The 25,001-nt window shown below is 68.2% G+C and carries 7 protein-coding genes; 5 read left to right on the top strand and 2 right to left on the bottom strand.

The window, feature by feature from the left end:
• Positions 1-22 precede the first annotated feature (22 nt).
• Positions 23-19,054, top strand: coding sequence for a UvrD-helicase domain-containing protein (locus tag MB828_RS00555; RefSeq protein ID WP_301646436.1), 19,032 nt, complete (start codon positions 23-25; stop codon positions 19,052-19,054).
• A 36-nt stretch (positions 19,055-19,090) separates the two neighbouring features.
• Here MB828_RS00555 and MB828_RS00550 read toward each other — a convergent pair whose 3' ends face one another.
• The gene (locus tag MB828_RS00550; RefSeq protein WP_301646435.1) at positions 19,091-20,503 is read right to left on the bottom strand and encodes a hypothetical protein; all 1,413 of its coding nucleotides are present in this window, start codon (positions 20,501-20,503) and stop codon (positions 19,091-19,093) included.
• 330 nt (positions 20,504-20,833) lie between these two features.
• Between MB828_RS00550 and MB828_RS00545 the strand changes: the two genes are divergently transcribed.
• The 3 genes from MB828_RS00545 to MB828_RS00535 are packed head-to-tail and all read left to right on the top strand — an operon-like array spanning position 20,834 to position 23,717.
• Entirely contained in the window at positions 20,834-21,274 is a 441-nt protein-coding gene (locus MB828_RS00545) for a hypothetical protein (protein ID WP_301646434.1), read from the top strand.
• Positions 21,271-22,479 carry a hypothetical protein gene (locus MB828_RS00540; RefSeq protein ID WP_301646433.1) on the top strand — a complete coding sequence of 403 codons (1,209 nt, stop codon included), beginning with the start codon at positions 21,271-21,273 and terminating at the stop codon, positions 22,477-22,479. The genes MB828_RS00545 and MB828_RS00540 overlap by 4 nt, the downstream gene beginning before the upstream one ends.
• Positions 22,476-23,717, top strand: coding sequence for a DUF1173 family protein (locus MB828_RS00535; RefSeq protein WP_301646432.1), 1,242 nt, complete (start codon positions 22,476-22,478; stop codon positions 23,715-23,717). The genes MB828_RS00540 and MB828_RS00535 overlap by 4 nt, the downstream gene beginning before the upstream one ends.
• A 129-nt stretch (positions 23,718-23,846) precedes the next feature.
• Here MB828_RS00535 and MB828_RS00530 read toward each other — a convergent pair whose 3' ends face one another.
• On the bottom strand, positions 23,847-24,248 hold the full coding sequence (locus MB828_RS00530; RefSeq protein WP_301646431.1) for a hypothetical protein: 402 nt from the start codon (positions 24,246-24,248) through the stop codon (positions 23,847-23,849).
• Positions 24,249-24,442: 194 nt separating this feature from the next.
• On the opposite strand from MB828_RS00530, the gene MB828_RS00525 reads away from it, so the two are divergent.
• A complete protein-coding gene (locus tag MB828_RS00525) occupies positions 24,443-24,973 on the top strand; it encodes a hypothetical protein (RefSeq protein ID WP_301646430.1) in 531 nt (176 codons plus the stop codon).
• Positions 24,974-25,001 lie beyond the last annotated feature (28 nt).

Genomic DNA, 25,001 nt, shown 5'->3' with positions numbered 1-25,001 from the left:
GGTCGCCGCGAACATCGAGGCCGTGCACGTCGTGCTTCGGCTGCGGGCGGAGGACCGGCCGGCCACCGATGCCGAGCGGCAGATGCTCCAGCAGTGGACGGGCTGGGGCGCCACCCCGTACCTGTTCGACGAGCGCAAGAAGTTCGCCGCCACGTTCGCGGCCGAACGCGCCCATCTGCGGGACATCCTGTCCGACGACGAGTACGCCAAGGCCCGCTCCTCGACCCTGAACGCCCACTACACCGACMMTGCCTACGCCCGCGTCGTCTGGCAGGCCCTGCAACGGTTCGGGGTGCCTGCCGGAACACCACTGCGGGTGCTGGAGCCCGGCGTGGGCGCAGGGCGTTTCCTCGCCGATGCCCCCACAGACGCCGAGATCGTCGGCGTCGAGGTCGACCCCATCACCGCGGCCGTCGCCCGCGCCCTCTACCCAAACGCGCAGATCCTCACCGAGTCCTTCGCCGACACTCGGCCACCCGAGGAGGACTTCGACGTCGTCGTCGGCAATGTCCCGTTCGGCAAGTACAAGGTCACGGACCGCAAGTACAACCCCGGGCGACGCCACTCGATCCACAACCACTTCATCCTCAAAAGCCTGGCGCTCACCCGGCCCGGCGGCATCGTCGCCCTGATCACTTCCCGCTACACCTTGGACGGGACCGACGAGGCGCGCCAAGCCCGGGAACAGATGGCCGCCGTCGCTGACCTCCTGGGCGCCGTCCGGCTGCCCAGCAACTCCCACCAGGATGCTGCCGGCACGAATGTGGTGATGGACCTCCTCGTCTTCCGGCGTCGCGGGGAAGGCGAGACGCCCGCAGAAGCCGACTGGCTGACTGTTGAGCCGACGGTTTTGCCCGGAGCCCGAACCGGCGTTGCCTCCCAGCCCATCGAAATCAACAACTACTTCGTGCAGCACCCGGAGATGGTGCTCGGCACACCCAAAGTCGACATCGTTCGACACGGCCCCAAACTGGTCGTCCAAGGGAACCCGCAGGCCGAAGCCGCTCTCGGCGCGGCCCTGGACCAAGTCGCGCAGCGCGCCCATGAATCGGGCCGTACCTTCACCGAGCGCATGGTCTTCCACGGAACCCTGGAGAAGTACGACGGTCTTCTGGAGCTCGGCCCCGAGGGCACCTTCACCGAGATCCGCAACGGCCGGCCCGTCCCGCACGTCCCCGCCAAGACTCAGGTCCGGGAGCTGCGCGAGCTGATCGGCCTGCGCGACATCGCGGTGGCCCTGCTGGACGAGGAGTCCGAGCACCACCTCATCACCCCGCGCATGACGCAGCTGCGGGCCGAACTCAACCGCCGTTACGACGCGTACGTGGCACGGTTCGGCCCGATCAACCGCTTCAAGGTCAACAACCCGCCGTCCGGCGAAGCGGATCAGGACGACAGCGCGCCCGAGCGCCGGACCTACCCACGCATGGGCGGGTTCCGCAACGACCCTTTCGCCCCGTACGTCTTCGCGCTGGAGAAGTTCGACGAGGACCACCAGAGCGCGGCGAAGGCCGACCTGTTCGCCAAACGGGTCGTTGCCCCGCCCGAGCCGCTGACCCGGGCGGACAGTGCGGAAGACGCGGCGCTGATCTGCTGGGATCAGTACAACGAGATCCGCCTCGATGTCGTGGCCGCCCTACTAGGCCTGGACAGTGAACGCGCAGCACGTGAGGCGCTGGGCACCCTCGTCTACGACGATCCGGCCGGCGGCCTGGTGCGCCGCATGGAGTACATCTCGGGCAACGTCCGCCGCAAGCTCGCCGCGGCCGAGAAGGCCGCGGCCAAGGACCCCGCGTTCGCGGTCAACGTCGAGGCCCTGCGCGAGGTCATCCCCCGGGACCTGCAACCCGCAGAGATCCAGAGTCGGCTCGGGGCCGCCTGGGTCAGCGCCAAGTACGTACAGCAGTTCCTGCGCGAAATCCTGGAAGACGACGACATCAAGGTCAGCAACCTTGGTGCCCGCTGGAGCGTGAAGGGCGGAGAAACCGGCAGCCTGCTGGCCCGCACCGTCTGGGGTACTCAGGCCCGCTCCGCCCAAGCCCTTGCCAGCAACCTGCTCAACAACCAGGAAATCCTGGTCACCAGGAAAATACCGCCCGACGGCCAGATTGTGACGGACCGGCAGGCGACGGCATTCGCCCTGGCGAAGTCCAAGCAGCTGGACGACCGCTTCCGGATGTGGCTGTGGGAAGACCCCGACCGGGCCGAGACCCTGTTGCGGTACTACAACGACCGCTACAACGCCATCGTCCCCCCGACCTACAACGGCGTGCAGATCACGGCCCCAGGACTGTCCAAGGCCTACACACTGCACCCCCACCAGAAGGCCGCGGTCGCCCGGATCCGCGCCTCCAGGCACGGCGTCGGGCTCTACCACGGCACCGGTGCAGGGAAGACCCTCGAAATGATCGTCGGCGGGATGGAACTGACCCGCCTCGGCCTCGCCAAAAAGCCGGTCTACGCCGTACCCAAGGGGGTTCTGGGCCAGTTCCAGCGCGAGTTCCTCCAGGCCTACCCACGGGCCCGGATCCTGGTCGCCGACTCTTCCGACCTCACAGGAGAACGCCGGCACAAGTTCGTCGCCCGCTGGTCAACCGGCAACTGGGACGCGGTCATCATCAGCCACACCGCGTTCAAGAAGATCCCGATGTCCAAACCGGCCCGCCTGGACTACATCAACCGGGAAGTCAAGCGCCTGGAGGCGCACCTGGACAACGCTGATGGCGACGACAAGTACACCGTCAAGGACATCGAGAACCAGATCGCGACCCTGAAGGGGCGGATCGAGGACGAGCTCAAGACGCCGGGCGATTCGGGCGTCGAATTCGAGCGGACCGGCTCGACCTACATCTTCTATGACGAAGCGCACACCCTCAAAAACCTCCGGGTGATCTCCTCCATCCGCGAACTCGCCCTCGAAGGCAACCAGATCACCGCAGACATGGATATGAAACTGTCCTACCTGCGCAAGAACTATGGCGGCCGGGTGACGACCCACGCTACCGCCACGCCGGTGGACAACTCCCCGATGGAGATCCTGACCGCCATCAAATACCTCGGTCCCGACCTGCTGCGCGACGAGTGGGGCATCGAGGAGGACGACCAGTTCGTCTCCACCTTCATCCAGCCCGTCAACCGGGTCGAGATGAGCCCAGACGGCAACAGTTTCTCCACCCGGGCCCGTTACGCCCGTTACGTCAACCAGACCGAGCTCAAACGCGTGTTGTTCACCATCGCCGACGTCAAACTCAAACGGGATCTCCAGCTCGGTGAACCCGCCATCATCGGCGGCGAGATGCGGATCCTGGAGGCCGAGGCCTCCCCGGAACTGCGCCAGCTCATGCAGTCGCTGGGCCGGCGGATGATGGGCATCCGCCTCGGCAGCCCGGACCTGAAGTACAACCGCAAGGGCAAGCTGGTCGAGGACAACACTCTGTGGATTTCCACGGACGGGCGTCTGGCCTCGCTCGACGTACGGCTGGTCAACAAGAGCACCGACGAAGCCCAGAAGGTCGACGTCGCCGCCGACGAGCTGTTCCGTATCTGGCAGCTGCACAAGGACGACGTCTACTACGACGACGACGGCAATGAGGAACCCAACCGCGGCAGCCTGCAACTCGCCTTCTGTGACCTCGGTGTGCCCGGACCGGACAAGGAGTTCGTGTTCTACGAGGCGCTGCGCGAGGCACTGACCGCTCGCGGCATGCCGGGCAGCCTCATCCGCTTCGATCAAGAGGCGAAGAACCCTCAGCAGAAGGCCCGGCTTGACAAGGACGCCCGCGAGGGGCGGATCGCCGTGCTGGTCGGCAGCCGCTCCGGCCTGGGGACCGGCCGGAACCTGCAAAAACGCGTCATCCACGTGATGCAGATCGACCCCACCTGGAAGGCCACCCCGATCATCCAGAGCCTGGGGCGAGGCAAACGTCAGGGCAACCAGAACAAGGAGATCCACCACACCGCGATCATCACCAAGAAGTCGTACGACCCGTTCCTGTGGCAGAAGGTCGCCACCAAGCAGGCATTCGCCGAGGCCATCCTCGACATCAACGACACCAGCCGCATCCTGGAAGCCGCTGAGGATGGTGACGACGGACGCATCCCCGCCGGTGTGATGTTCGCCGTCGCTGCGGACAAGCCCGAGCTGGAACAGCTTGAGCGCGTCGAAGGCATGCTCGCCAAACTGCGCCTGGAGCAGCAGATGTGGCACGACGAGCAATTCGCCTACGAAGTCACCGGCGAGCAGGGGCGACGTCGCGTCCAGGACCTCAAGGCTCACATGCAGGAGGCCCGTGCCGCCATGGAGCGGCGCACCGCCACCCGAGGCGACGCCTTCACGATGACGGTCGACGGCCGCGCCTACGACGAGCGCCGGGAGGCCGGCGAGGCGCTGGCCCAGCGACTCGAACGGCTGGTCCGCGTCTCGGTCAACAGCGGCGGCCAGTCGCAGGACGCCTCCGTCGGGGAACTCGGCGGCATCCCGGTCCATGCCCTCGTACAGCGCAGCTTCGAGGGCCTGATCGTGGGGGTGTACTTCCAGAATGTTCCCGTCGACACCATCTGGCTGTCGGCGAGCGGCCTGGCCAAACAAGATCGCGTCGGCCTGATCCGCAAGCTGGAGAACGCCCTGGACGGCTTGGAGACCGTTCACGCCAAGGCAGAGCAGCACATCGCCCGGATCGAGGCGAACATCGAGCGGGCCAAAGCCCTGGTCGGCAAGCCCTTCCCGCAGCAAGCCGAACTCGACAAGATCGAAGCCCAGCACCGCAAGCTGACCAAAGCCCTCGGCGTGCAGGGAGCCGCGGAAACGAGCGAGCCAGAAGTCCACGACGCGGCGGTCACCGAAGCAGGCGCCGACCTGGTCGACGCAGCGGTCCACGACGCCATGGTCATGGCTGGTGGCTCCGCCGACGGCTGGGTGGAGGTCGATCCGGTAACCCTCACGCCCGACGACCTGAGCGAGACCACTCGCGGATTCCTGGAAGCGTTGGCCGACGGCACGCGTACCCGGGCTATACCAGATGCCGCGCCCGTCGGCTCGGATGCCCGTCCGACGACGGGGCGCGCTGCGGTCGGCGCGGGCGGAGAACCTGGCCCCGTGGCCTCGGCCCCGTGGCCGTACCCGGATGAGGCTGCCGCCGTTGCGGGTGAAGACGCCGTCTTGGCGGACTTCGCCGCCTGGCAGAACTTGGACGTCGTTGACGGGATGTCCGGCGGCGCCCAGGAACTGGCCGGTCACATGGAGCAGGCCGGGCTTGCGCTGGCTGAGGCCTTGCATCATGCGCGGGAGTCCGCCGACGAGACCCCTGTGCCCGGCGGCGATCCGTGGGCTCTGGATCTCTTCCATGGCCTTGCTCGCGCCTGCGAGGACTTCCTGTCCCACCTGGACTCCCCACGCTTCAAGCCCAACGCGACCGGGCGCGCGATGAAAAACCTCACCGAGCAGGTAGCCCGCTCCGCCCGCGAGCACATCACTTACGTTGCACCACTGGAAGGCCGCCAGCGCTCCGTACAGCCGACCACAGCTCCAGCGCATCCTTCCCCCTCACGTCAACCGGTCCCCGGCGCCCCTCCCCCCGACACAGGCCGACCTTTCGATCCGGACCGCTGGTACCAGCACACCATGCTCGGCGGAACCCTCAGCGACTCCCGCGGCACATTCCTCAACGACATCGTGCAACAGCTCGGCCATGACGGGTCGGACGTCGCGATCGAACCGGACGCCACCGGCACCGTCGTGATCACTGGCCCGATGGGGTCGGTGAAGGTCACACCGCTCACCGAGGAGCTTCCTGCCAGCGTCGCCCAGGCGTACGAGGCGGCCATCGACCAACTCCTTCAGGACGCCCAACGTGCTCTTCGTGGCAACGGCAGCCAGGCCGGTGACCTGTTCGATGCCTGGCTGACCGACCAACTCGGGAGCCGGGCCACGTCGTTGAAAGCCGCCCTCGCAGGTGACGGCGACGAAACCGCCTTCCGACAGGCGATGCGGGTGCACTTCTACGAGATCGCGCCATGGGCCCACCCGGACACGGCCGACCGTCCCCAGCCGGGACCCCGAACACAGCACGAAGCCGCAGCCGACGCCGAACTGGCCGATGTCCCACCTCCGTCGCGCGCCCGCGCACCGGAACAGGCACCAGGTGACGCGGCCTCCGCGTCAGCAGGCACGCCAGCCGCGAGCCCGCCCGCCGCAGGAGATCACCGTCAGGACAGCCCGCCCACGGCAGACACCGCCCGGACAGCACAGGAACACCCAGGCTCCGCAGCCGAACCGGAGCCTGCCCCAGCGACGACACCACACGCGACCACCCAGCGACCCGGGCACGTACCGAACACCGCCTATACAGACCGCTCCGAGTCCTGGACCGCGGAGCAAGCGGCACTGACCGCCTACCGACGATGGGCGTCCGACCATGCCGGGCGCCTGGCCACAGGTGAGCGGGCAGAAGGCCTGATGGCGGCGGCCGAGACCGCGATGACCTCCAGCCGCAAGGGCCGGATCGCCCGCCTGCTCGGCGTGGAGCTGCCAACTGATTGGGCGCACCTGCTGCGCTTGGCCGACCAATGCCGTTCCGTGGTCGAACAGTGGGAGCGGGAAGACGGACGGAGCACCGAGGGGAACTGGGCGATCTACACGGCCCTGCGCGACCACGCGTCCCGGCACCGCAGCACCGTGGAGGACCGCAGCAGCGACGCCTACCAGCAGTGGGTCCGCTCCCCGGAACCCCTCACGCTCGACGAAGACGCCGTGGAATTCATCCCCGGCATCCTCCCGTGGGACCAATACACCGTCGCCGGTCCCCGGGGCCTGCGCGCCGGCCCGGTCAGCGGCCGTGACCTCGCGGCAGGCCTGGCGCAACTCTCCGCCGACGGCACGGACCTGGAAGAGACCGAAGACGGACTCGTGGTCTCCGGCCCCGACGATTTCCGGTTCTCTGTTCAGCTCGCCACGGCACAACCGGCCACCCCCGCCCCGCCGTCCGCCACGACGCCCACACCAGCACCGCAACCGGCGACGAGCGACGTCCCCTCACCGGAGCCGGATGGGACAACCGATGCGCAGGCTGAGACTCCAATAGCCACAGCCTCCGCCCCTCCTGCGAACGCGGCGGGCACCAGGGCAGAGGGCTTCGGCTCGGCACTGCCCCAGGTGGCGAACCTCGCGATCGTCCTCGAAGGCTACGCGGACCCCGCGGAACTGGTTGGTGGACGCCGCTACGTCGGTATGGCCGCCGAGCAGCTCCGGCGGGCCCTCGCGCGACAGGAGAGCGACCCCCCGAGCCCGGCGCACCAGGATGCCGACGCGGCAGCCGCCGGGGTCATCGAGAGTGAACCGCGCACGCCCTCCGACGTGTTCAGCATCTACGACCGCCTCGCCGGGACCGCCGTACAGCTCGCGGACGACCCCCGACACGACGTGCGCACGGCCGCCCAGAAGGCCGTCCAGTACACGGAGCGCCACCTGGCGCGCATGCAGGCGCGACCAAACGACCTCGCCGAGATGCTCCTGGACGCGGCCGACCTCGACGAGGATCACACCTCCGTCCTCGACCACCCCGACCCACTCCGGCTGACAGCTCCCTGGTACCAGGACAGCGCCGAGATCGGGCGGGCTCTGTCTGACATCTTCGACAGCTTCCCGAAGTGGCCGCACGCCTATGACGACCACGGCGGGCCGTCCTCGGACCGGCTGCGCGGAGCCATGCTCATGCTGCGTCGGCCACACGACACGGTCGCCTCAGCCCTGACTGACTGGATGGAGGTCACTTCCCATGCCCTCGGCGCCGCGCAGGAGGCCGAGGCCGCCGGAGACGGAGTCAGCCGGTACGCGCTGCGCGATCTCGCGCGCAAGGCATTCCAGCACCACCAGCGCCTCGCGGCCCACGAGCTGGGCATGGAGGAGATTCCGTACGAGGCGGCCGATGACTTCGTCGGCGGCGCCAACAAGGCGGAGTCCGCGTGGAACTGGTGGATGGCGACCGATACCGCCAAGGCGCTACTCGACATCAGGCCAGACGCATCCGGCGCCCGCCAGGCCCTCGACGCTGCCGGGGACACCCGGTATGCCGCCGATTTCGTCCCGCTAGCCTCCGAGAGCCTGGACGAGGTCAACCGGCACGTGACGGCGATGGCGCACGCAGCGTACGACCTGGTGCTGAGCCTGCCCGCCAGCTTCTACCGGCATCCCGACGACGCCAAGCGGCTGGGCGACCTCGTCCGCCGCTCCTACGAACACGCGGTTGCCTGCCGGGCCTCCACCGCACGCCCGGAGACGGTGGCCGCAGTGCAGGCAGGCGTTGCCCAGCGCCGTCAGCGGCTCGAAGCCGAAAACAGCTCCGTTCCCGAGCCGCAACAGACCCAGCCGTCCACCGGCACCGTTCTGAAGATCGAGCACCACTACCGAGGCACCGTGGTCCGCGGCACCACCAGCGAGGACTCCGACGCGCCTATCCGTGCTGCTCTGGACCGCCACAAGTTCCGGTGGAGCCGCAACCAGGGATTCTGGTACCTGAAGCGGAACATGAGCCGCCCCACGCGGGACCTTCATGTACGGAATCTCACCGGCGAGCTGACCCGCATGGGACGCCCGTTCCGCATGGTCGAGGAACCCGAGCAGGACTCGGCCACCGAGATCGTCATCCCCGTGGGGGAGCCGTACACGTCGAAAGAGGATGCCCAGAACGACTTCTGGGAGATGTACGGCGCGCTGTCGGGACTGAAAGACACCCCGGCGGGCCGACGTCTGATCGGACGGGGCATCACCGACCAAGGAGTGCAGACCCGCCCGGACGGTCAAGCGGTCTGGCTGGCCATGGAGGAGCTGTGCGACGGGCCCGTGGGACGCGTGAGTGATCCATTCACGCATCCGGCCGACACCGTGGTCGAGCGCTGCACCAAGCTCGCCCGCACCGTGCTGGTCCTCGCCCGGAATCTGGAGGAGGAGCGCTACAGGGCCCCCAAGGCGATGGGCCACTTCCGCAAGATGAACAAGTTCGCCGTGCAGTTGGCCTCGCGCATCACCGCGACCGCCCAGCACGGAAACGACTGGCAGGAGATCTTCGGGACTCCTGCCCTCCCGGCAGCACCGACCGAGAGCGAACACCCGGAACCGGTCGGACAAGAAACCGCCCCCACCCCAGACAGCCCCCGTCACCCCGACGTGCGTGAGGACGAGCAGGCCTCCGTGCCGACTGGCCAGATGGCTGGGAACGAGCCGGCAAAGGTGCAGCAGCGGCGCATCGAGATCACCGTGGCAGCCAGGAGCGCCGCGGGACACCTGCTGGTCAACGTCGCCATCCCCGCAGAACGCACCGGCGCCGCCCAAGAGGTTCCCGACCTGCGCGGCGCCGACATACCGGGCCTGACCCTGCCCGCACATGCCGCGCTGCCCCTCCTGCAGCGGCCGGCAAGGCTTGCCGAATCACTCGTATCCGACGAGGAGGTCGACGCCTGGCTCAGCGAGCACTTGCCCGACAGCCCGGTAGCACTGGCTTGGACCGCTCCCGCCGCGCGCGTGGTGATCCAGCAAACGGTCCGCGATCTGCTGCGCGACTCCATGGCCCCCGACCACGAGGACGTCGCGGCGTGGCTGGTGAACGTGGCGAGCGAGAACCCTGCCCTGGTCCAGGCCGCGCACGCCAACGAACAGGCCGACTTCCGCGCCGTCTTCGCCACCGCCGCCGACGAACTGATCACGGACGGCGGCTCGGAACACCTGCTGTGGACCTACCTCAAGGAGGACGGACGCCAACAGATCCTCGATCTGGCATGCCCCCGTTCACACCGGGAACTGCGAGCGCAACCCGTGGCGCCCGTGCCGCAGGAGCCCGGCCCGCCCGTGCCCGATGAACAGGCGGCGGCTTCGCCCGCTACCGACGAGAACGACCGCGAGCGCAAGCGTGCCGAGTTTCAGGCCGAGAGCGCACGCTGGGCCGATGGGATGCGCGACGACGCCCAGAAGCGCGCCGTACGGGTCGCCCTCGCCGATGACCATCTCCGGGCACTGCTGGCCGACGGGCGCCCACGCGAGGAAGCCCGTGAGTTGTTCATGGCCTGGCTCGGCAGCGCCGATCTGTCGGCGACCGGCGCAGGGGGTGACAGGTTCCGGGACTGGTTCCGCCATGACCAGCAGGAAGTGCAGGAGCAGTACGCGAAAGGTGCCTTCGAGCAGGTGTACTACGCGGCCCTAGCCGCGGCACCGAATGATCAGACAGCCGAAGCAGGCGTGGCACGCCAAGCCGGCGCAACAACGGCCGACATGACGGCACCATCTCCCACGAGCAAGAGCCGACAGACCACTGCTCCGCGCAACAGCGATACCGCCGAGCCCTCGGCCCAGGCGGTCAGTGGGGCCTCGACCGGTACGCCCACCGGGCCTTCCCTGACCGAAGAGCACCTGCATTCACTGCCCCTCCGCGACAGGCACCGACCTGGTGAAGACGTCCGTCTCGCCGTGCTGGCGACTCTGCCTTTCCGTGATGGGCGAGTTCGAGACGCGCTCCTGCTGCTCCAGCAGGTGGAGGATGACGGCGACGATCTCCTCGTGTACGGGGCGCAGATCCTGCCAGCGAACGATCACGTCGGCAGCAGCGCGGATGGCCGCTGGGCCCCTGCGGACCTTCTGGTCCTGCCCGACACCCGCGTACTGCCGCTCGCCCGCCCGATCTCCTGGGCAGACGTCGAGTCCTTGGTCGCAATGCCGTACGTGGAGGCAGTGCGGCGCCTTCCCCTGACTGGTGCAGAGGACGGCAACGGGCACCCGCGGGAGACGCTCGCGCCGACGGAGAGCCCCGCTTCTGCGGATGAGGCGGACCCGGCCGTGGAAGCGACCACCGCGGCGATGACCGCAGCCCCGGAACATGCCACCCCTCATACTCCCCAGCAAGTCGCCCCCGCTGGGCCCGAACCCGCTGGCACTCAGCAGCTGTTGAGCGGTGCCGTCGAACCACTTACCCAGGAGCACCTTCAGGCGCTGCCCCGCTACTACGACGGAGGCCCTCCGAACGACGCGGAGATCCAGTTCGCAGTCGTAGCCACCCTCACCTATCCCAACGGCGTGGTCCCCGACGCCGTGATCCTGCTTCAGGCCGCTGAGAGGGACGTGCAGTACGGCGACGTGCTGCACGGTGTCCTGATCGCCCCGAAGAGCAAACTCGCACTCACCTCCAAGGCGGGGTACACGGTGTTCCCCCGCGACCTGCTTCATGGAACCAACGCCCGGCTGCTGCCACTTGAGGACGGGCTGACCTGGGAGCAGGTGGAGGAACTCGTCCGGCTGCCCTATGCGCAAGCCCTGGGACGGCTGCCGCTCGCCGCCCAGAACGCCCCCTCGACAGGCGCACCCGCTCGGAATGCCCAGCCGCAGGCCGACGAGCCCGAACAAGGGACCGCGCCACTTAAGGAACTGATCGGCGCCCTCGGAGACCGCGTCGCCATCGGTCACATCGGCCCCAGCAACCCCGCGCAGGCGGGGAAGGCCGCACCGGCTACGGCGCCGGAGCCCGCACCTGGACCGGTGTCCCCGGCCGACGAGCAACAGGAGGAGAGCGTGACGTCGCCCGAGCCGGAGACTGCGGCCGAAGGACCCTGGACGAGCCGGTTCAAGATCGTCAGCGACAGGACCGGTACCTACGTCACGGGCACGACGGGCGCCCCCGCGGAGGATGGTCTTCGTGAGCTGTTGAAGCGGGATCGAAACTTCAAGTATGAGAAGGGCCGTTGGCGCTACAACGGCATGCGCGGGCAGAAGGAGCAGGTCCTGGAGGAAGTCCGGGCCTTCCTCACGGCCCGGGACGCCCAGGAGGGCGCGGTCGCGGCCGTGGCCAGCGGGAAGTACCCGCCAACCGCTCAGCAACAGGCGATCATCGACGCGGCCGTTGAGGGCAAGCACGTTGCTGTGCAGGCGCTCGCGGGCACCGGGAAGACCTCCACGTTGGTGATGATCGCTGCGCAGATGCTGGAGCGGCGCATCGGCTACATCGCCTTCAACCGGTCCATAGCTGACGAAGCTGGCCAGAAGTTCGGTCGCAACGTCACCGCCCGCACCAGCCACTCCTTCGCTCTGCAGGATCTGCGCAACACCCCGTACCGGCAGAAGGTATCCATCGCCGGCTCGCGCAACAGCGGGGCCCGGCGTCCCAAGGACGTCGCGGCAGCGCTCGGCATCACCGCTGAGATACGGGTCGGCGACCGCGACGGCAACCTTCAGCACGTCGGGCCCGAGGACATTGCCAAGATCGTGATGGGCGCGCTCCGCCGCTATCGGCAGAGCGCTGATCCCGAACTCGGGCGCCAGCACCTCGGGGAGAAGTGGGCGCACGTCCCCGCCGCGCGCACGCTGCTGGGGTACGCCCGCCGGGCCTGGGCGGACATCGCGGATCCGAACAGCAACAAGATCTTCTTCGACCACGACGACTATCTCAAGATCTGGGCCCTGTCAGACCCGCGCCTGAACTTCGACACGATCTTCTTCGACGAGGCCCAGGACATCAATCCCGTGCTGAAGAAGGTGATCCAGGACCAGGACGCCCAGATCATCGTCGTCGGCGACAGCAATCAAGCGATCTACGAATTCCGCGGAGCCGTCGATGCCCTGCGGGACTGGCCGGCCGACGTCGTCCTGCCCTTGACACAGAGTTGGCGGTTCGGCCCCGCCGTCGCCGAGGTGGGCAACGCCTACCTCGCCCTCCTCGAATCCGACCTCCGGCTGGAAGGCGCACCCACCCTCGACACCGTCCTGGGCACCGTCGAAGAGCCCGATGCGATCCTGACCTACAGCAACGTTGGCGCCATCTCCGCCGTCTTCGCGGGATTCGAGGCCGGCAAGCGCGTGGCGCTCGTCGGCGGCGGCCGGGACATCGAAGACATCGCCCGGGCTGCCCGAGATCTGCAGCAGGGCCGCCGCACCAAGCACCCTGAGTTGTCGGCCTTCGAGAACTGGAACGAGGTCAAGGAGTACGCCGAGTCCGACGAGGACGCGAGCACCCTGCAGACGTTCGTACGGCTCGTCGACCGCTACACACCCCAGGGCCTGATCAACATGATCCGCGACCTGGTCCCGGAGGAAGCCCGCGACGAGGAAACCCGCCCCGAACTGGTCGTCTCCACCGCCCACAAGTCCAAGGGCCGTGAATGGGACCAGGTCCAGGTCTGGAGCGACTTCCCCCAGCCCAAGGAGGACACCAAAACCGGCGAACTCATCCTGCCCGCACAGGACAAGCTGCGCCTGGCCTACGTGACGGTGACCCGGGCCAGGAAGCGACTCGACATCGGCTCCCTCGGCTGGATCCACTCCATCGGCGCACTCGCGGACACTTCCCCGACCGGGGTCGCTGCCACTGCGGCACCCGAGCAGGCAGCCCCCGCCCCCGTCGCCGCTGACGAGTCTGCCGCCGTTGAACCGCCGCTGCCCGCAACGTCCCTTGAGAGCGGGACGCCGGACGCCGTCCGCGAAGAGGAACCGGATCCTGCGGTCAGCGAGGCGTCAGACGATGAGCGCGCCGCCTCGGTTCACGAGGACGCTGCGGCCTCCGCGGAGCCTGCCGCCCCTGAGCCGACCGACGACAGCGAAGCCGCGACGTGGGACACGGCACGGCCCGAGGAGACGGAACCCGGCCCTGAGTGGCAGCCCGAGCTAGCCGCCCCCATCTGGGAGGATGCCGGCGAACCACTCAACGGCGCCGACCAGCCGTCCATGTTCGCCGGCCAGGCAGACGATCTGCCCGCCGACGAGCAGACGACCGACCCTGCCGCACAGGACGCCGAAGCGGGCATCGCGCCCTTGCCCTGGGACGACCAAAAGATCAAAAAGCGCGGTACAGCAGGAATCCGCCGTGGACAGAAGAACGAGATCCCCAACCTCGCCCGTGAACTGCGTGAGGCTCTCGGCGACAACCAGGTCCGCGACATCTGGGAACAGGACAACCCCTGGGCCCAGTTCGAGGAGAACCTCCGGCACACCCAGAACGAACTCGCGCAGCCCGACTCCGCCCTGAACACCCTGGTGACCCAGGCTGCGGAACAACTGCGCGCCCAGATCGACCAGCTCGCAGTTGAGGCCTTCAACAGCTTCGAGACCCTGATCCAGGCCCGCGCCAGCAACCCGGACCAGCTGACCGAACTCGACGCCCAGCTCGCTGAAGCGCACCGTCTGCCGGAACTCACCGACCCGCTGGTGCGCCAGGCCCTGATCCTCTGCCTGGAGGCCGTGGACGACATCGAGCGCGCGGCGCGCAGCCGCAAGGCCAGGGCCGCCGTCGCGCGGGATGCCCTGGAACAGGTCATGGGGCTCGCCGGAACCTCGTACAGCCCCGACGGCCAGCAGGTGTGGCCGAACGTCGACGCGGCTCTGGCCCCGGTCAAGGTCCAGGTGGACCGGGCCCGCGAACGCATGGCCGAGTTGTCCAACTCGACGGTCACCGAGCAGTACGCCCGCCTGCGCGCCCTCATCGCCACTCACGAGGCGCAGCCGGCTGCGGAGCCCCAGACCGAGGACGCCCCGGCATCTGTCACCGAGGCCGCCGAGAACACCGGCGAGCCTCCGGCCCCCGCCGAGCAGGAGGAGCACGCACCCGAGCCGCTGGGTGACCGGGATATCGCCGAGGCGCTGGGCAAGATCAGCCCGTGGGACTTCGGAAAACTGATCTTCGAAATGGACCAGAAGAGGAGGGCTACGCCACAACTGTATGAGGGCTGGTTCGGACTGCCGTCGGAGCCTGGTTACAACGAGGCAGGCAACGAGTTCGGCAGTGTCTACTCCCGAAGCGGCGCCATCGAGATCGAGGTCAAGACCTCTGGCGACGCCGTGACGACAGTCCGCGCCGGACGGTTGACCATGGCCAAGGTCCTTGCGTGGCTCCGTCCGGCCCTGCCGCCGGAACGGCGTCAACTGCTCGCGGCAGCATGGCGGACCAGGAACGCCATGTCCCGCAGCGAGCAGGGTTTCGAGGTCATCGGTGAGTCGGGCCGCTGGAAGGCAGCCGACAACGAGCTCTGGCGCATCAGCGTCGCCACCAGGGCGACCGTGATCAAGGAAGCCCTCGAAGCTCACCTCACGGGTACTGCGGACGAACGAGTCGCACGGATCGGGGCCGCCGAAAACTGGGACCAGGGGCAGATGCTGCCGATCGACTTCGGCGGCATGGAGGCCTCGTTCGCCGACATCGCCACGTTGGAGCGGGTGACCGCGCTCCGGGCCGTACTGCCTGACCGGTTCAAAGGCGCCTGCCGCCTCCGTGAGCTCACACCGGGTGACTGCATCACCGGCGTGTCCGAGGAGCGGCTGCCGTTCATCGTGCGAGAGCGTCCCGTCGTGAGCCCAGACACCGAAGTGTTCGTCGTCGGAAACCTCGTCGTCGGGCCGGGCGATCTGCGTTCGTACACGTGGGAGACCGGCGGCTACCCGGACGACCATGTCGAGCCCCTTCTTCTTCCGCAGTCGCTGGCCGGGCTCGTCGACCTGCCCGCAGACGCACCACACCCGCTCGCCCCCGCGCCCGCTACCTCTGCGACGGCCCGCGACGCGCTCGTGGTGGCGGAGCCCGTGCAGGAGGAGGCGCCCCCCGCCGCCGGATCACCCACCACCACGCCGGACTCCGCCATCGCGCCCGACGAGGCTCCCCGCGCCGACAAGCACCAGCCCGCCGTTCCCGTGGCGGCCGAGGCCACCGGCCCGGCACCCGATGCCACCACCGTGCCCCCGCACCTGCCGTACGAGAACCAGAACGAATTCCTGGACGATCTGTGGGCCACGGAAAGCGCCTACGACGCCTGGGCCAACTCGGCCACGGGCCGGCTGCTGCTGTCCGAAGCCCGGGAACTGCAGGAAGAAACCGGGGTCAGGGACGCCAACGAAGCGGCTCGTGTCCAGACGGCCTTCCGCGGCGCGATCCTCGCAGCCGACACCCCCCACTCCTCGGCAGACGATCTACTCAGCGCCTGCCGGGCCCTGCACGCGACCGTCGCCGAAGCGGGGCGCTCGCTGGCGACACGTACGGCGTTCGCGTCCGAGGACGATCGACGGCTGCTCCTCGCGGTGTACACCCAGGCACAAGAACAGTTGGGCCGTCTGGAAGCGACCCCGGACGTGCAGGTCCTGCTCGACAGCGAACACGGCGGGGCTCGGCTGCTCTCCCGCTTCAAGGAGACGCGTCTGGCCGAACGCTCCAACGCTCCCAAGGGCCCTGAAACCGCGCCGAAGCAAGCACAAGAACTTGGTCAGGAACCGCCGAACGTGGAACCGGCACCGCTCCGGGAGGCCGATGCCGCCACCACAAGCACGGGACCGGAACCGGCTTCGTCCGATCCGGCCGAGCCGGAGTCGACCACCGTGGTCGCCGAGCTGCCGACGGAGCAGGAGGAGAGCACCCCGGAGTCCGCACCGACTCCCGCGCCTCAGGAAGCGCAGACATCTGCGCCGACCGATCCGGTCGCCGACGACTTCGACTTCTTCAGGGACGTCATCGGCGATGACCTGGTCGTGGGCGGGGTCGTCTACAGCAGCGCGGAGTGGGAGCCGGACCCGGAAGAAGGCGTTCGTCGCCGCACCGATGACCAAGACGAGCCGGTTTCCGCCGAAGAACTGGCCGCGATGGAAGTGGACCGGGAGTACGAGGCCCTGATCGAGGAGGAACGCATGGCTGCGGCCGAAGCAGTCACCGGGAAACCGGAAGTTCCGGGGCAGGACGACTTCGACTGGCACTTCGAGGATATCGTCGCCCTCTTGCGCGGCGCAGAAGCCCCGGCGGAGACACAAACGCTCACGGCCCGGCCCCGATTCAGCGCCGAGGACGAACAGCGGCTGCGGGAACAGTACGCCGCCACTCGGCAGGCACTGTCCCAGATCCTCACCAGCATCGACGCCGACCCGATCCTGCCGGCGGCCGAGGACGCAGCGGTCGAGGCCGGTGACGCCAATGCCCTCGAAGCGGCGATGGGCAACGCCGCGTCCGAGGCAGGCGCCTACTGGGGCACCCCTGAATGGACGATGATCCGCTCGATCGGCCAGGCAGGGCAGCAACTCCGTGGAGCCGTGCGGGAGGCATTGCTGACCTACGCCGAGACGACGCTGCGCGACATCCGCGCGTACGGCATCAACCGGACGATCGAAGCCCGTACGGCCCGGGCCATCTCCCATGGGGCGATGCACCTGGCGCGGCGCCTGGAACGGTCGGGCCAGCGTGACTCGCGTGGCTGGCGGGCGGTATGGGGACTCCATCGGGCCGCCGCGACCCGCGCGGACCGGTTGACCGGGCTGCTGCCCGCCGGCCAGCGTATCGACCTTTCCGACCAGCTAGGCCGCGCCTGGCACTGGTTCACCGAGACGCTCGCCGCCCGCCGCCGGGATGCGGGCAACAGCACGGGCGGCGCCGACCAGGGGCGTATGCGCGCGATGCTGTCGAACAGTGTCGAGTCGATCCGCGGTATCTACGGTGCCGTCTCGGAGCGGCTCGGGCCCCTGACACAGCATCCGGCGTGGCGCCGGATCGCATCCGTGTGGTCCGCAGTACGCGAAGCCGTCAACAACGGCTGGCTCGGCGTGGGCCGCTTCATGGCCGACCGCCAAACCCTGGGCACCGGGCGGGCGTTGTGGGTCCGCACCCTGGAGATCATCTCGTCCGGGGCACAGGCACTGATCAACCGGCTGGCAGCGAACGGCGGCGAGAGCGGTCTGCGGTGGAACCTGCTGCGCGTCCTGCGCCACGCTGCCGAAGACCACATCGCCCACCTCCACGGTCACCTGCCCGAGGACGTGAGCACTCCACTGGGCACCTACGAATCCGCCGTCGGCGAGGCGGCCGAGGAGACGCCCGCAGCGGGCGAAGAGACCGCGCCGGGAGGACCCTTCATAGCCGAAGCCGAGCCCGCTCCGGCGGGCGAGAGCCTGGCACAAGAGCCGGACCGGTTCCGGGCGATCGTGCTCCAGGTGGCAGCGAAGGAGTACACCCTGGCGCTGGACCTGAGCTACGACCACGGCATCCCGGCAGCCGACGCCGACGCCCTGCTGACGCGCATGGAGGAACTCGGCATCGTCGGGCCCCAGGGGGAGGGAGGCGTCCGGGACGTTCTGGTCACGCCCGGCGACGCAGAGAGCCTCCTGGACGAGAGTCCGGCGCCCGTCACTCCCGCGCCCCGATGGCAGCCAGCCAGCGAACCACTCACCCCGGCCTGGTTCGACGAAGTCAGGACCGCCGTACGACGCGACGTCCAACCCGACCGCGGACTGTCCCGCCGGGACTTGATGAGCCTGCTCAACCACGAGAGCGCGCGCCCGGGCAACAGGACGGACGCCGGCCGCCGGGCGAACGAGTCCGTCGACCTCTTCCTACAAGGCCGAGGCAACGAGGTACCGCAGCACCTGGCGGGCGAGGGCTTCGTCTACGTGCAAGGCGGGGCGAACAGGGACTGGGCGCTCAGGTGGACGATGCCTGCCTCGGCGTCGGATGCGCCTGCCGGCGGGCAGACGCAGACAGGAGAACAGGAGGCCGCTACGGGGCCGGAACTGCCGCGTCGGCGTCGGCCGACGCCGGCCGACGGTCCGTCGAAGATCGAGCAGGCAGCCGCCGGACGACGACGCCAGCCGTCCCCCACAAAGGCCAACAAGTCGGCGGTCACCGCGAACACCTTCGCAGCACAGGCTCAACGGATGCAGGACCGCGCCGACTTCGCGAAGGCTGCCGCGACCAGCCCGGCCGAGGAAAGGGCCGCGGGCGTCTTGCAAACGATCGCAGAGAACTCGCGGGTCACCGCCGACAAGGTCGCCGGAGCGGCACCCGCCGGGGGATCACCGGCTTCCCCGCAGTCCGGGCTGACCGCCGAGGCCTTCCTAGCGGCGCTGCGGACCACGGCTCAGGCGCGGGGGGCGCAGATCCCTGATGATCTGCTGGCCAGTGCCATGGAGGCGGCCCAGGAGGCGGTCGCCGCGGTGCCGCAGCGTTCGGCGAGCTCTGCCGGAGCAACGCCACGCCCGTCACGCCGGGGGCAGGCCGAGCGGGAGCAGGCCGATCACCGGCTTCAGGGGCAGAAAAACGCCTCGAGCGGCGTCGGCCGTAGGTAGGGCGAGACGGTGCTCGGGGATCAGCGCGGGAGGAGGTCAGGAAGCGGGATAGACCGCGACCAGGTCGCGGGTGCGGAACACGCCGTGCCCGTCAGACGCCACGTAGACCGGGACTTCGGACGCTGCGGGCAGAGCCTTGGCCGTCCCGCTGCGCAGGCTGGCGCGAGCCGAGTCGTGCTCGGGTGTGTCCGTCCCGTCCTGGGCGATCGGCAGCCGCCCGTACAGGGAGGTGGCTTCCGTGTCGTCGACGACGTGCCCGATGCCGTACGCCGTGCCGTCGTCGGCCACAGTGGTGAGATCGATGCCCTTGGTGCTGGCCGTGCTGGTGAAGCAGCGCCCGCGGCCGGTGGCAAGGTCGAACCCGGCCTGCCCGGAGACGAGGAAGTCACCGTTCGGCGAAAGGTGGGTGGAGGACTGCGCGGACCCGGGCTCAAGCGTGAGCGCGACGGCGGACGTACAGCTCACCTGCGCCCTGATCTTCCCTGTCGAGAGATCGTGCACCGCCAGGATGGTCTTCTCCGTGTCGGAGAGCGCGGGCGGGTCGGTCTGGGTGTCGCTGGTGTGCCAGGCGGCCACCAAGTACGGTCCGGTGACCGCGAGCGGGATGCCGACGTGCATGCCGCTGGGGGCCACGCTGATGCTGGTCCAGGCGTCACCGACCTGAAATCCGTACGTGCACGGGGTGCCGCCCTCGGCCCACTGGTCGCAGCTGTCCTGCTGCTGGAAGGCGGAGACGACGCCCTGGGAGGTGGCGAAGGCTGGAGAGGCCTGTACGGCGCAGGACCCCGAGGCGCAGCCGGAAACCGTCACCGATGTCTTCTGCACGGTGCGCTCGGCGCCCGTGGCCGCGTCGATCGCGACGGCCTTCTCGTGCAGGCCGTCGGTCACCGGGCCGACCAGGATGCCGGAGTCGGTGGCTGTGACGGAGGCGGCGGTGTCGTCGGGCGCCGCCAGGTCGAGGTGATGGGCGGCGGTCGCTTTGCTGACCGAGTCCGCCGCGATGACATCGATCGTGGTCGTACGGCGCGACGTGCTCAGGCCGCTTCCGCTGGTCTTGCCCTGGCGGGCCAGCACCACCTTCTCTCCGGCCTTGCTCTCCTGAACGAAGACACCGGCACGCACGCCCGTGAGGGCCTTGGAGGTGAAGGTCCACACGGTCTTGCCGCTGGCGAGAGCGAAGGCACGCACGTGCGAGCCATCGGCGGCTGCCTGAATCACCAGACCGCTCTTGGGAGCGACGGCGACCAGAGGGAAGCCGCTGGATCCCGCCTCGATATCGGTGGCCTCGGGGCTCGCCGACGTGCTCCAGCCGGTCTCCGTGGCAAAACCGTCCGGGACCGGGAGCCGGACCGGCGCTGCGGCCTTGTGGGTCGCCCCGGCGGTCGGATCGGCCTTGCTGCCCGAATCGCTGCTGCAGCCGGCCAGCGCGCCGAGGACAAGTGCAGCCATTCCCGCAGCGAGGGCCCGGTGTGGTGCGCGGCTCGATCTTGTTGCCGAGGACGCGCTACCCGCACCGGTCGGCACGGGTATGGAGCAGTCAGTCATCAAGTCCTCCGTTCTGGGACGTGCATCGGGCGGTCGAAGCCACACTCTCACACTTTCAGATACCCCCAGGGGGTATTTTGCGCCGGGGTTGGCGCGACAGTCGGCCGACATCTCCATAAGGGGGAGTCGCCGTTCGGTGACGTTAGAGGTGAACAACGCGGACGACGGGCGGCTTCGCCACAACTAGTGAATCAATACGGGTACTTGACGCATCACAAAAGGAGAGCGGACCACATGGCCAGCACCCCCCGGCCTGATTTCGCGCGAGTGGCGCGCCTGCGGGGCGCCGAGCAAGGAGTGATTGACGAAGCCTCCCGTCAGGGACTGATACCCGAGGACATCGCTCACGCGCTCACCGCGCCGGGCGTGAGTGACTTTCTCCTGTTCCAGGGGTTCGAGGTAGTAGCGGATCTCGACGTTCTCGCGGGACCCGGATCGGGCGGCGTGGACGTACCCCGTCATCTGGTCGACGGCAACGTGCCCGCACTCGTGGACGTGGCGGACGCGGCACTGTGTGCCGTGCTGTATCGCAGACTCCTGGTACGAGGAACCGCGACCGAGCAGGCAGCGCTGATCAACCGCGATGTTCTGCTGAGGCTGTGGCCACGACGGCTCGCACCGCAGACCGTCGCGCAGGTGTGGGAGCGACGCTTCCCGGAGCTGACCGCAGCGTGAACACCGACGCAATGATCACGGTCGCCCGGATCGTCCTCGCCGCCTGCGGCCGGAAGGGCTACCACCTCTCCGGCTCGCTGGCACTCCATGTCCTGGGTATCGCTGGGGCCCGCCCCGCCCACGACATCGACGTGTTCACGGACCAGGTCCAAGACTCTCCGGCAGTGAGGGCGGCCGTACTCGCCGCACTGACCGCTCAGGGGTACCGAGTTGAGGAAACGCGGACCTGGGCGTATCATCCGGTCGCGCAATGCGACCAGAACAGCGATCTGCTGGCCACACACGCCCTCCACGGCAGCGTCACCATTCAACTCGCCCGCATGACCCGCTACTTCGACACCACCATCGTCGACGGCATACCGGTCGCTGCTGTCGGAGAGCTTCTCTACGCCAAGATCGAGGCACCGGAACATCGCCTCAACGCCAAGGACTTCGTGGACCTCTCTGTGCTGACCCGACACATTCGGTTCGGCGACGTCGCCTCCTACCTGGTCGACTACGTAAGGGGCATGGCGGGGCTCCACCAGGTCCCCGAGGCGCAGATGCGCGAAGAGCTGTACGTGCGCCTGGCCCAGGTTGCTGACATCCCGGACGCGGCGTTCACCGCATACGGAGTAGAGCCGCAGGCCGTGACGCGCCTGCGTGCCGACCTGCTGGCCTGGGCAGACCGGATCGCGACGGCCGAGCTGAACGCGAGCCGCCTGGACCCGGGCGTGGCCGCCGGTATGGAGGTCCTGAACCAGGCGGACAGCCTGGCCGCCCTCGTGCGTTTGGCACGCGCGGAGTCCCTGGCGTTGCTGAGCCCGCCGCAGCTGAGCAGCCGGCGCGGCGAGGCAATGGTCCGAGCGATGACGGCCTCCCACAGACTCCGGCAGCTGACCGAGCAACTCCCCGAAGGAACGCCTGTTCCCGCAGAAGCCGCTGATGCGGCGCAACGGGTCGAGGAGCTCGTAGAAGAGGTGCAACGCATCACGCTGGAGATTCAGCGGCGCTTGCGGCTCACCGAACGCCAGCGGGCGGAGGAGGCCGTCCTGCGGCGTGCTCTGGCCGAGGAACTCGATTCCGACGAGGCCCCAGACCTCCACCAGACGGCAATTCAGATGATGATCAGAATCGTCCGGCGGCGTCGTCACAGCGAGGCAGAGGAAGAACTGCAGCATCACCGGCCCGCGACCGGACCCAGTTACGGAGGAGTGCAGAGATGACCACGCCCTCCAAAACTGACCGAGCCGATCGCGTACGCCTCGCGGACAAGTCACTGCCGTTGACCGTGCTTCGAGAACATTCCACCGAGTACGGCCCCCTCTTCGCCCGCGCGAGGGCCGAGGTGGGCCACGGCCAATGTCTCTGCCAGACACCAGCACTCCGCCTGGTCATACGGTGCAGTCGGGCTGGCCGTTACCACCTGGCCGGCTGGCCAGGCGAAGGCGAACTCCACGACCCCAGCTGCGGCTTCCACAAACTTGTCTCAGAACTGACCGGACGCGACAGCTACAGCACGGAAGCCATCAACGAGTCCGACGACGGCGTCGCTATCCGCTTTTCCGCCGCACTCGCCCGCAAGCTCAGCGCTCCGGAGCCGGTCCCAAACGCCACCGAACAACGAGAAGGCCGTGCCCGCCGCACCGTCGGCCTGCTCGGCCTTCTCCACTGGCTCTGGGAGGAATCCCAACTCAACGCCTGGCACCCTCGCTGGCGACGACGCACCTGGTGGGCGTGCCACGCCCGGCTGAGCGAGCAGATCGCCGGATGCTCCATCAACCACGAGGAGTTGACCGAAGCTCTGTACGTCGTGCCTCCCTTCCGGGAACAGTACGCCCGCCGCAACATCGCCGCCTTCGAGACGTTCCGCATCGCCCGCCTGAAGCGTCGGGGAGACACACAGCGCCGCGGACTCATCCTCGGCGAGATCCGAGACGTCAAACCGACCCGCTACGGGATCCGATACGCGCTGGCTCACCATCACGGCGCCCTGTTCGCTACCACGGCGCTCGACGAACGGCTTCGCCGCTCATACCGCCCTGCCTTCTCCTCAGCCGCGGAGCAACACGGAGCCCGCCGGATCGGCTTGTTCCTGGTCGAACTCAGCCCGAAGGGCAACGTCAGGGTGGTGGACATGGCTGCCATGCTGGTCAGCAAGCTCTATGTACCGGCCGACTCCAGCCACGAAGTAGTCATGGCCAACGCTCTCACCGACGCCGGACGCGCCTACGTCAAACCGGTGCGATACGACGGAAGCGATCTCGTCCTTCCCGACTTCGTCCTCACCGATGACCATCCCCACTCCTACGTCGAGGTGTACGGCATCCACGGCAGAGAGTCGTACGACCAGCGCAAGCGCGTGAAACAGGCTCACTACCGGTGCCAAGACGCTGCGTTGATCGAATGGGACGTTGCCCAGTCACTTCCTGACGTTCGCCGGCGCTGGTCTGCGAGTGAATGAAGGGGAACTCTGACCTACCTCGCGGGGGAACCGACGGCATTCGGTGTCTTGTTGGAGGGCGACTCTGGGCGTGCCAGGCTCCCGCGTTGGCACGTCAACAATCCCGGCGAACTTCCGCTGCCACCCGCTCTATGGGACGGGATACGGCTGAGTGCCTGGATGCATCGCGTGGAGCAGGGTGCCAAAAATCGTGGCACGCTCCCCTCCAGCGGATGGCAGCCCAGCCTCCAACGTCACGATCCAGTCGCGGGGGACATTGGCAGCGTGATCTTTCAGGACCTGTGCAGGACACGGGTCCTCAGGGTTCATTGCCCAGTTCAAGATCTGAGATGAGTCGGCGCCGCTGAGCGCCGCCGCCAGCAAGTAGCTCCGCAGAACTGCGTAGGCGTACCACTCCCAGTAAGCTCCTGCCGACCCGGCAACCGTGTCGCGCACCAGCGCAGCAGCACGCTCGTCCGCGACCTGCGGAATGCAACACTCCGAGATAGCGTTTCCGCCGAACAGTCCTTCGAGCCGACTCGTTGCTGTCATGGAGCCAGTCTCTCCCTGAGACAAGGCACCCGACAATGTATTCCGACACCTGGTCACCCCCACTTCGTCGGTTGCCCTCGCGGGCGACGAAGTGACTTCGTTACCAGGCCCCGTGCCGAACCGTGCTCGGGCTCGTAGGGCAATGCAATCGGCGTACTGGCGTGCGCTCCACGACTGCGTTCTAATCCGCTGTCATGGACGGAAGCACAGCGACGGTCTTAGGAACATTCATCGGTGCCCTGGGGGGTCTGAGCGGCGGGTGGCTCACGGTGCTGGGACAAGGCCGCCAGCAACGTGCCGAACACGCGCGCTGGCGAGACGAGGTCCGACGCGACGCCTACACCACGTGCCTCAGTGCCTCGAAGCAGCTCTCGGCAGCGTGGTGGAAGATGGCCGATATCCTCGCAGATGACAGCAGCACCCCAGAACAGCGGCAAGCCGGCTTCGTCCGAGCGCATGACGCGTGGACGGAGTTCAGCGGGGCTGCGGCTGCGGTGGCAGTCGTCGGGCCCCGATCCGTTGCTGACGCTGCCGACACGTTCAGGCAGGCCCTCTACGAGATGGACATGATTGTCCTCGCTTGGTACGAAGCCGTCCGCGCCCCCAGCCACGATCGCGTTGAGGACGACCTCAACGCTCGCTTCGTGAGCGCCGCGACGGCCAAGCGTCAACCGGACAAGAACTTCCAGATGGCCGCACGTGCGGCCTTGAACACCGAGACCTGACTCGACATAGTCGATCTGACCTGCCTGG

Source organism: Streptomyces arenae (genome assembly GCF_022343545.1).
Taxonomy (GTDB): Bacteria; Actinomycetota; Actinomycetes; order Streptomycetales; family Streptomycetaceae; genus Streptomyces; species Streptomyces humi.
The sequence above is the reverse complement of the archived record's forward strand: the minus strand, read 5'-3'. Positions and strand labels throughout refer to the sequence as shown.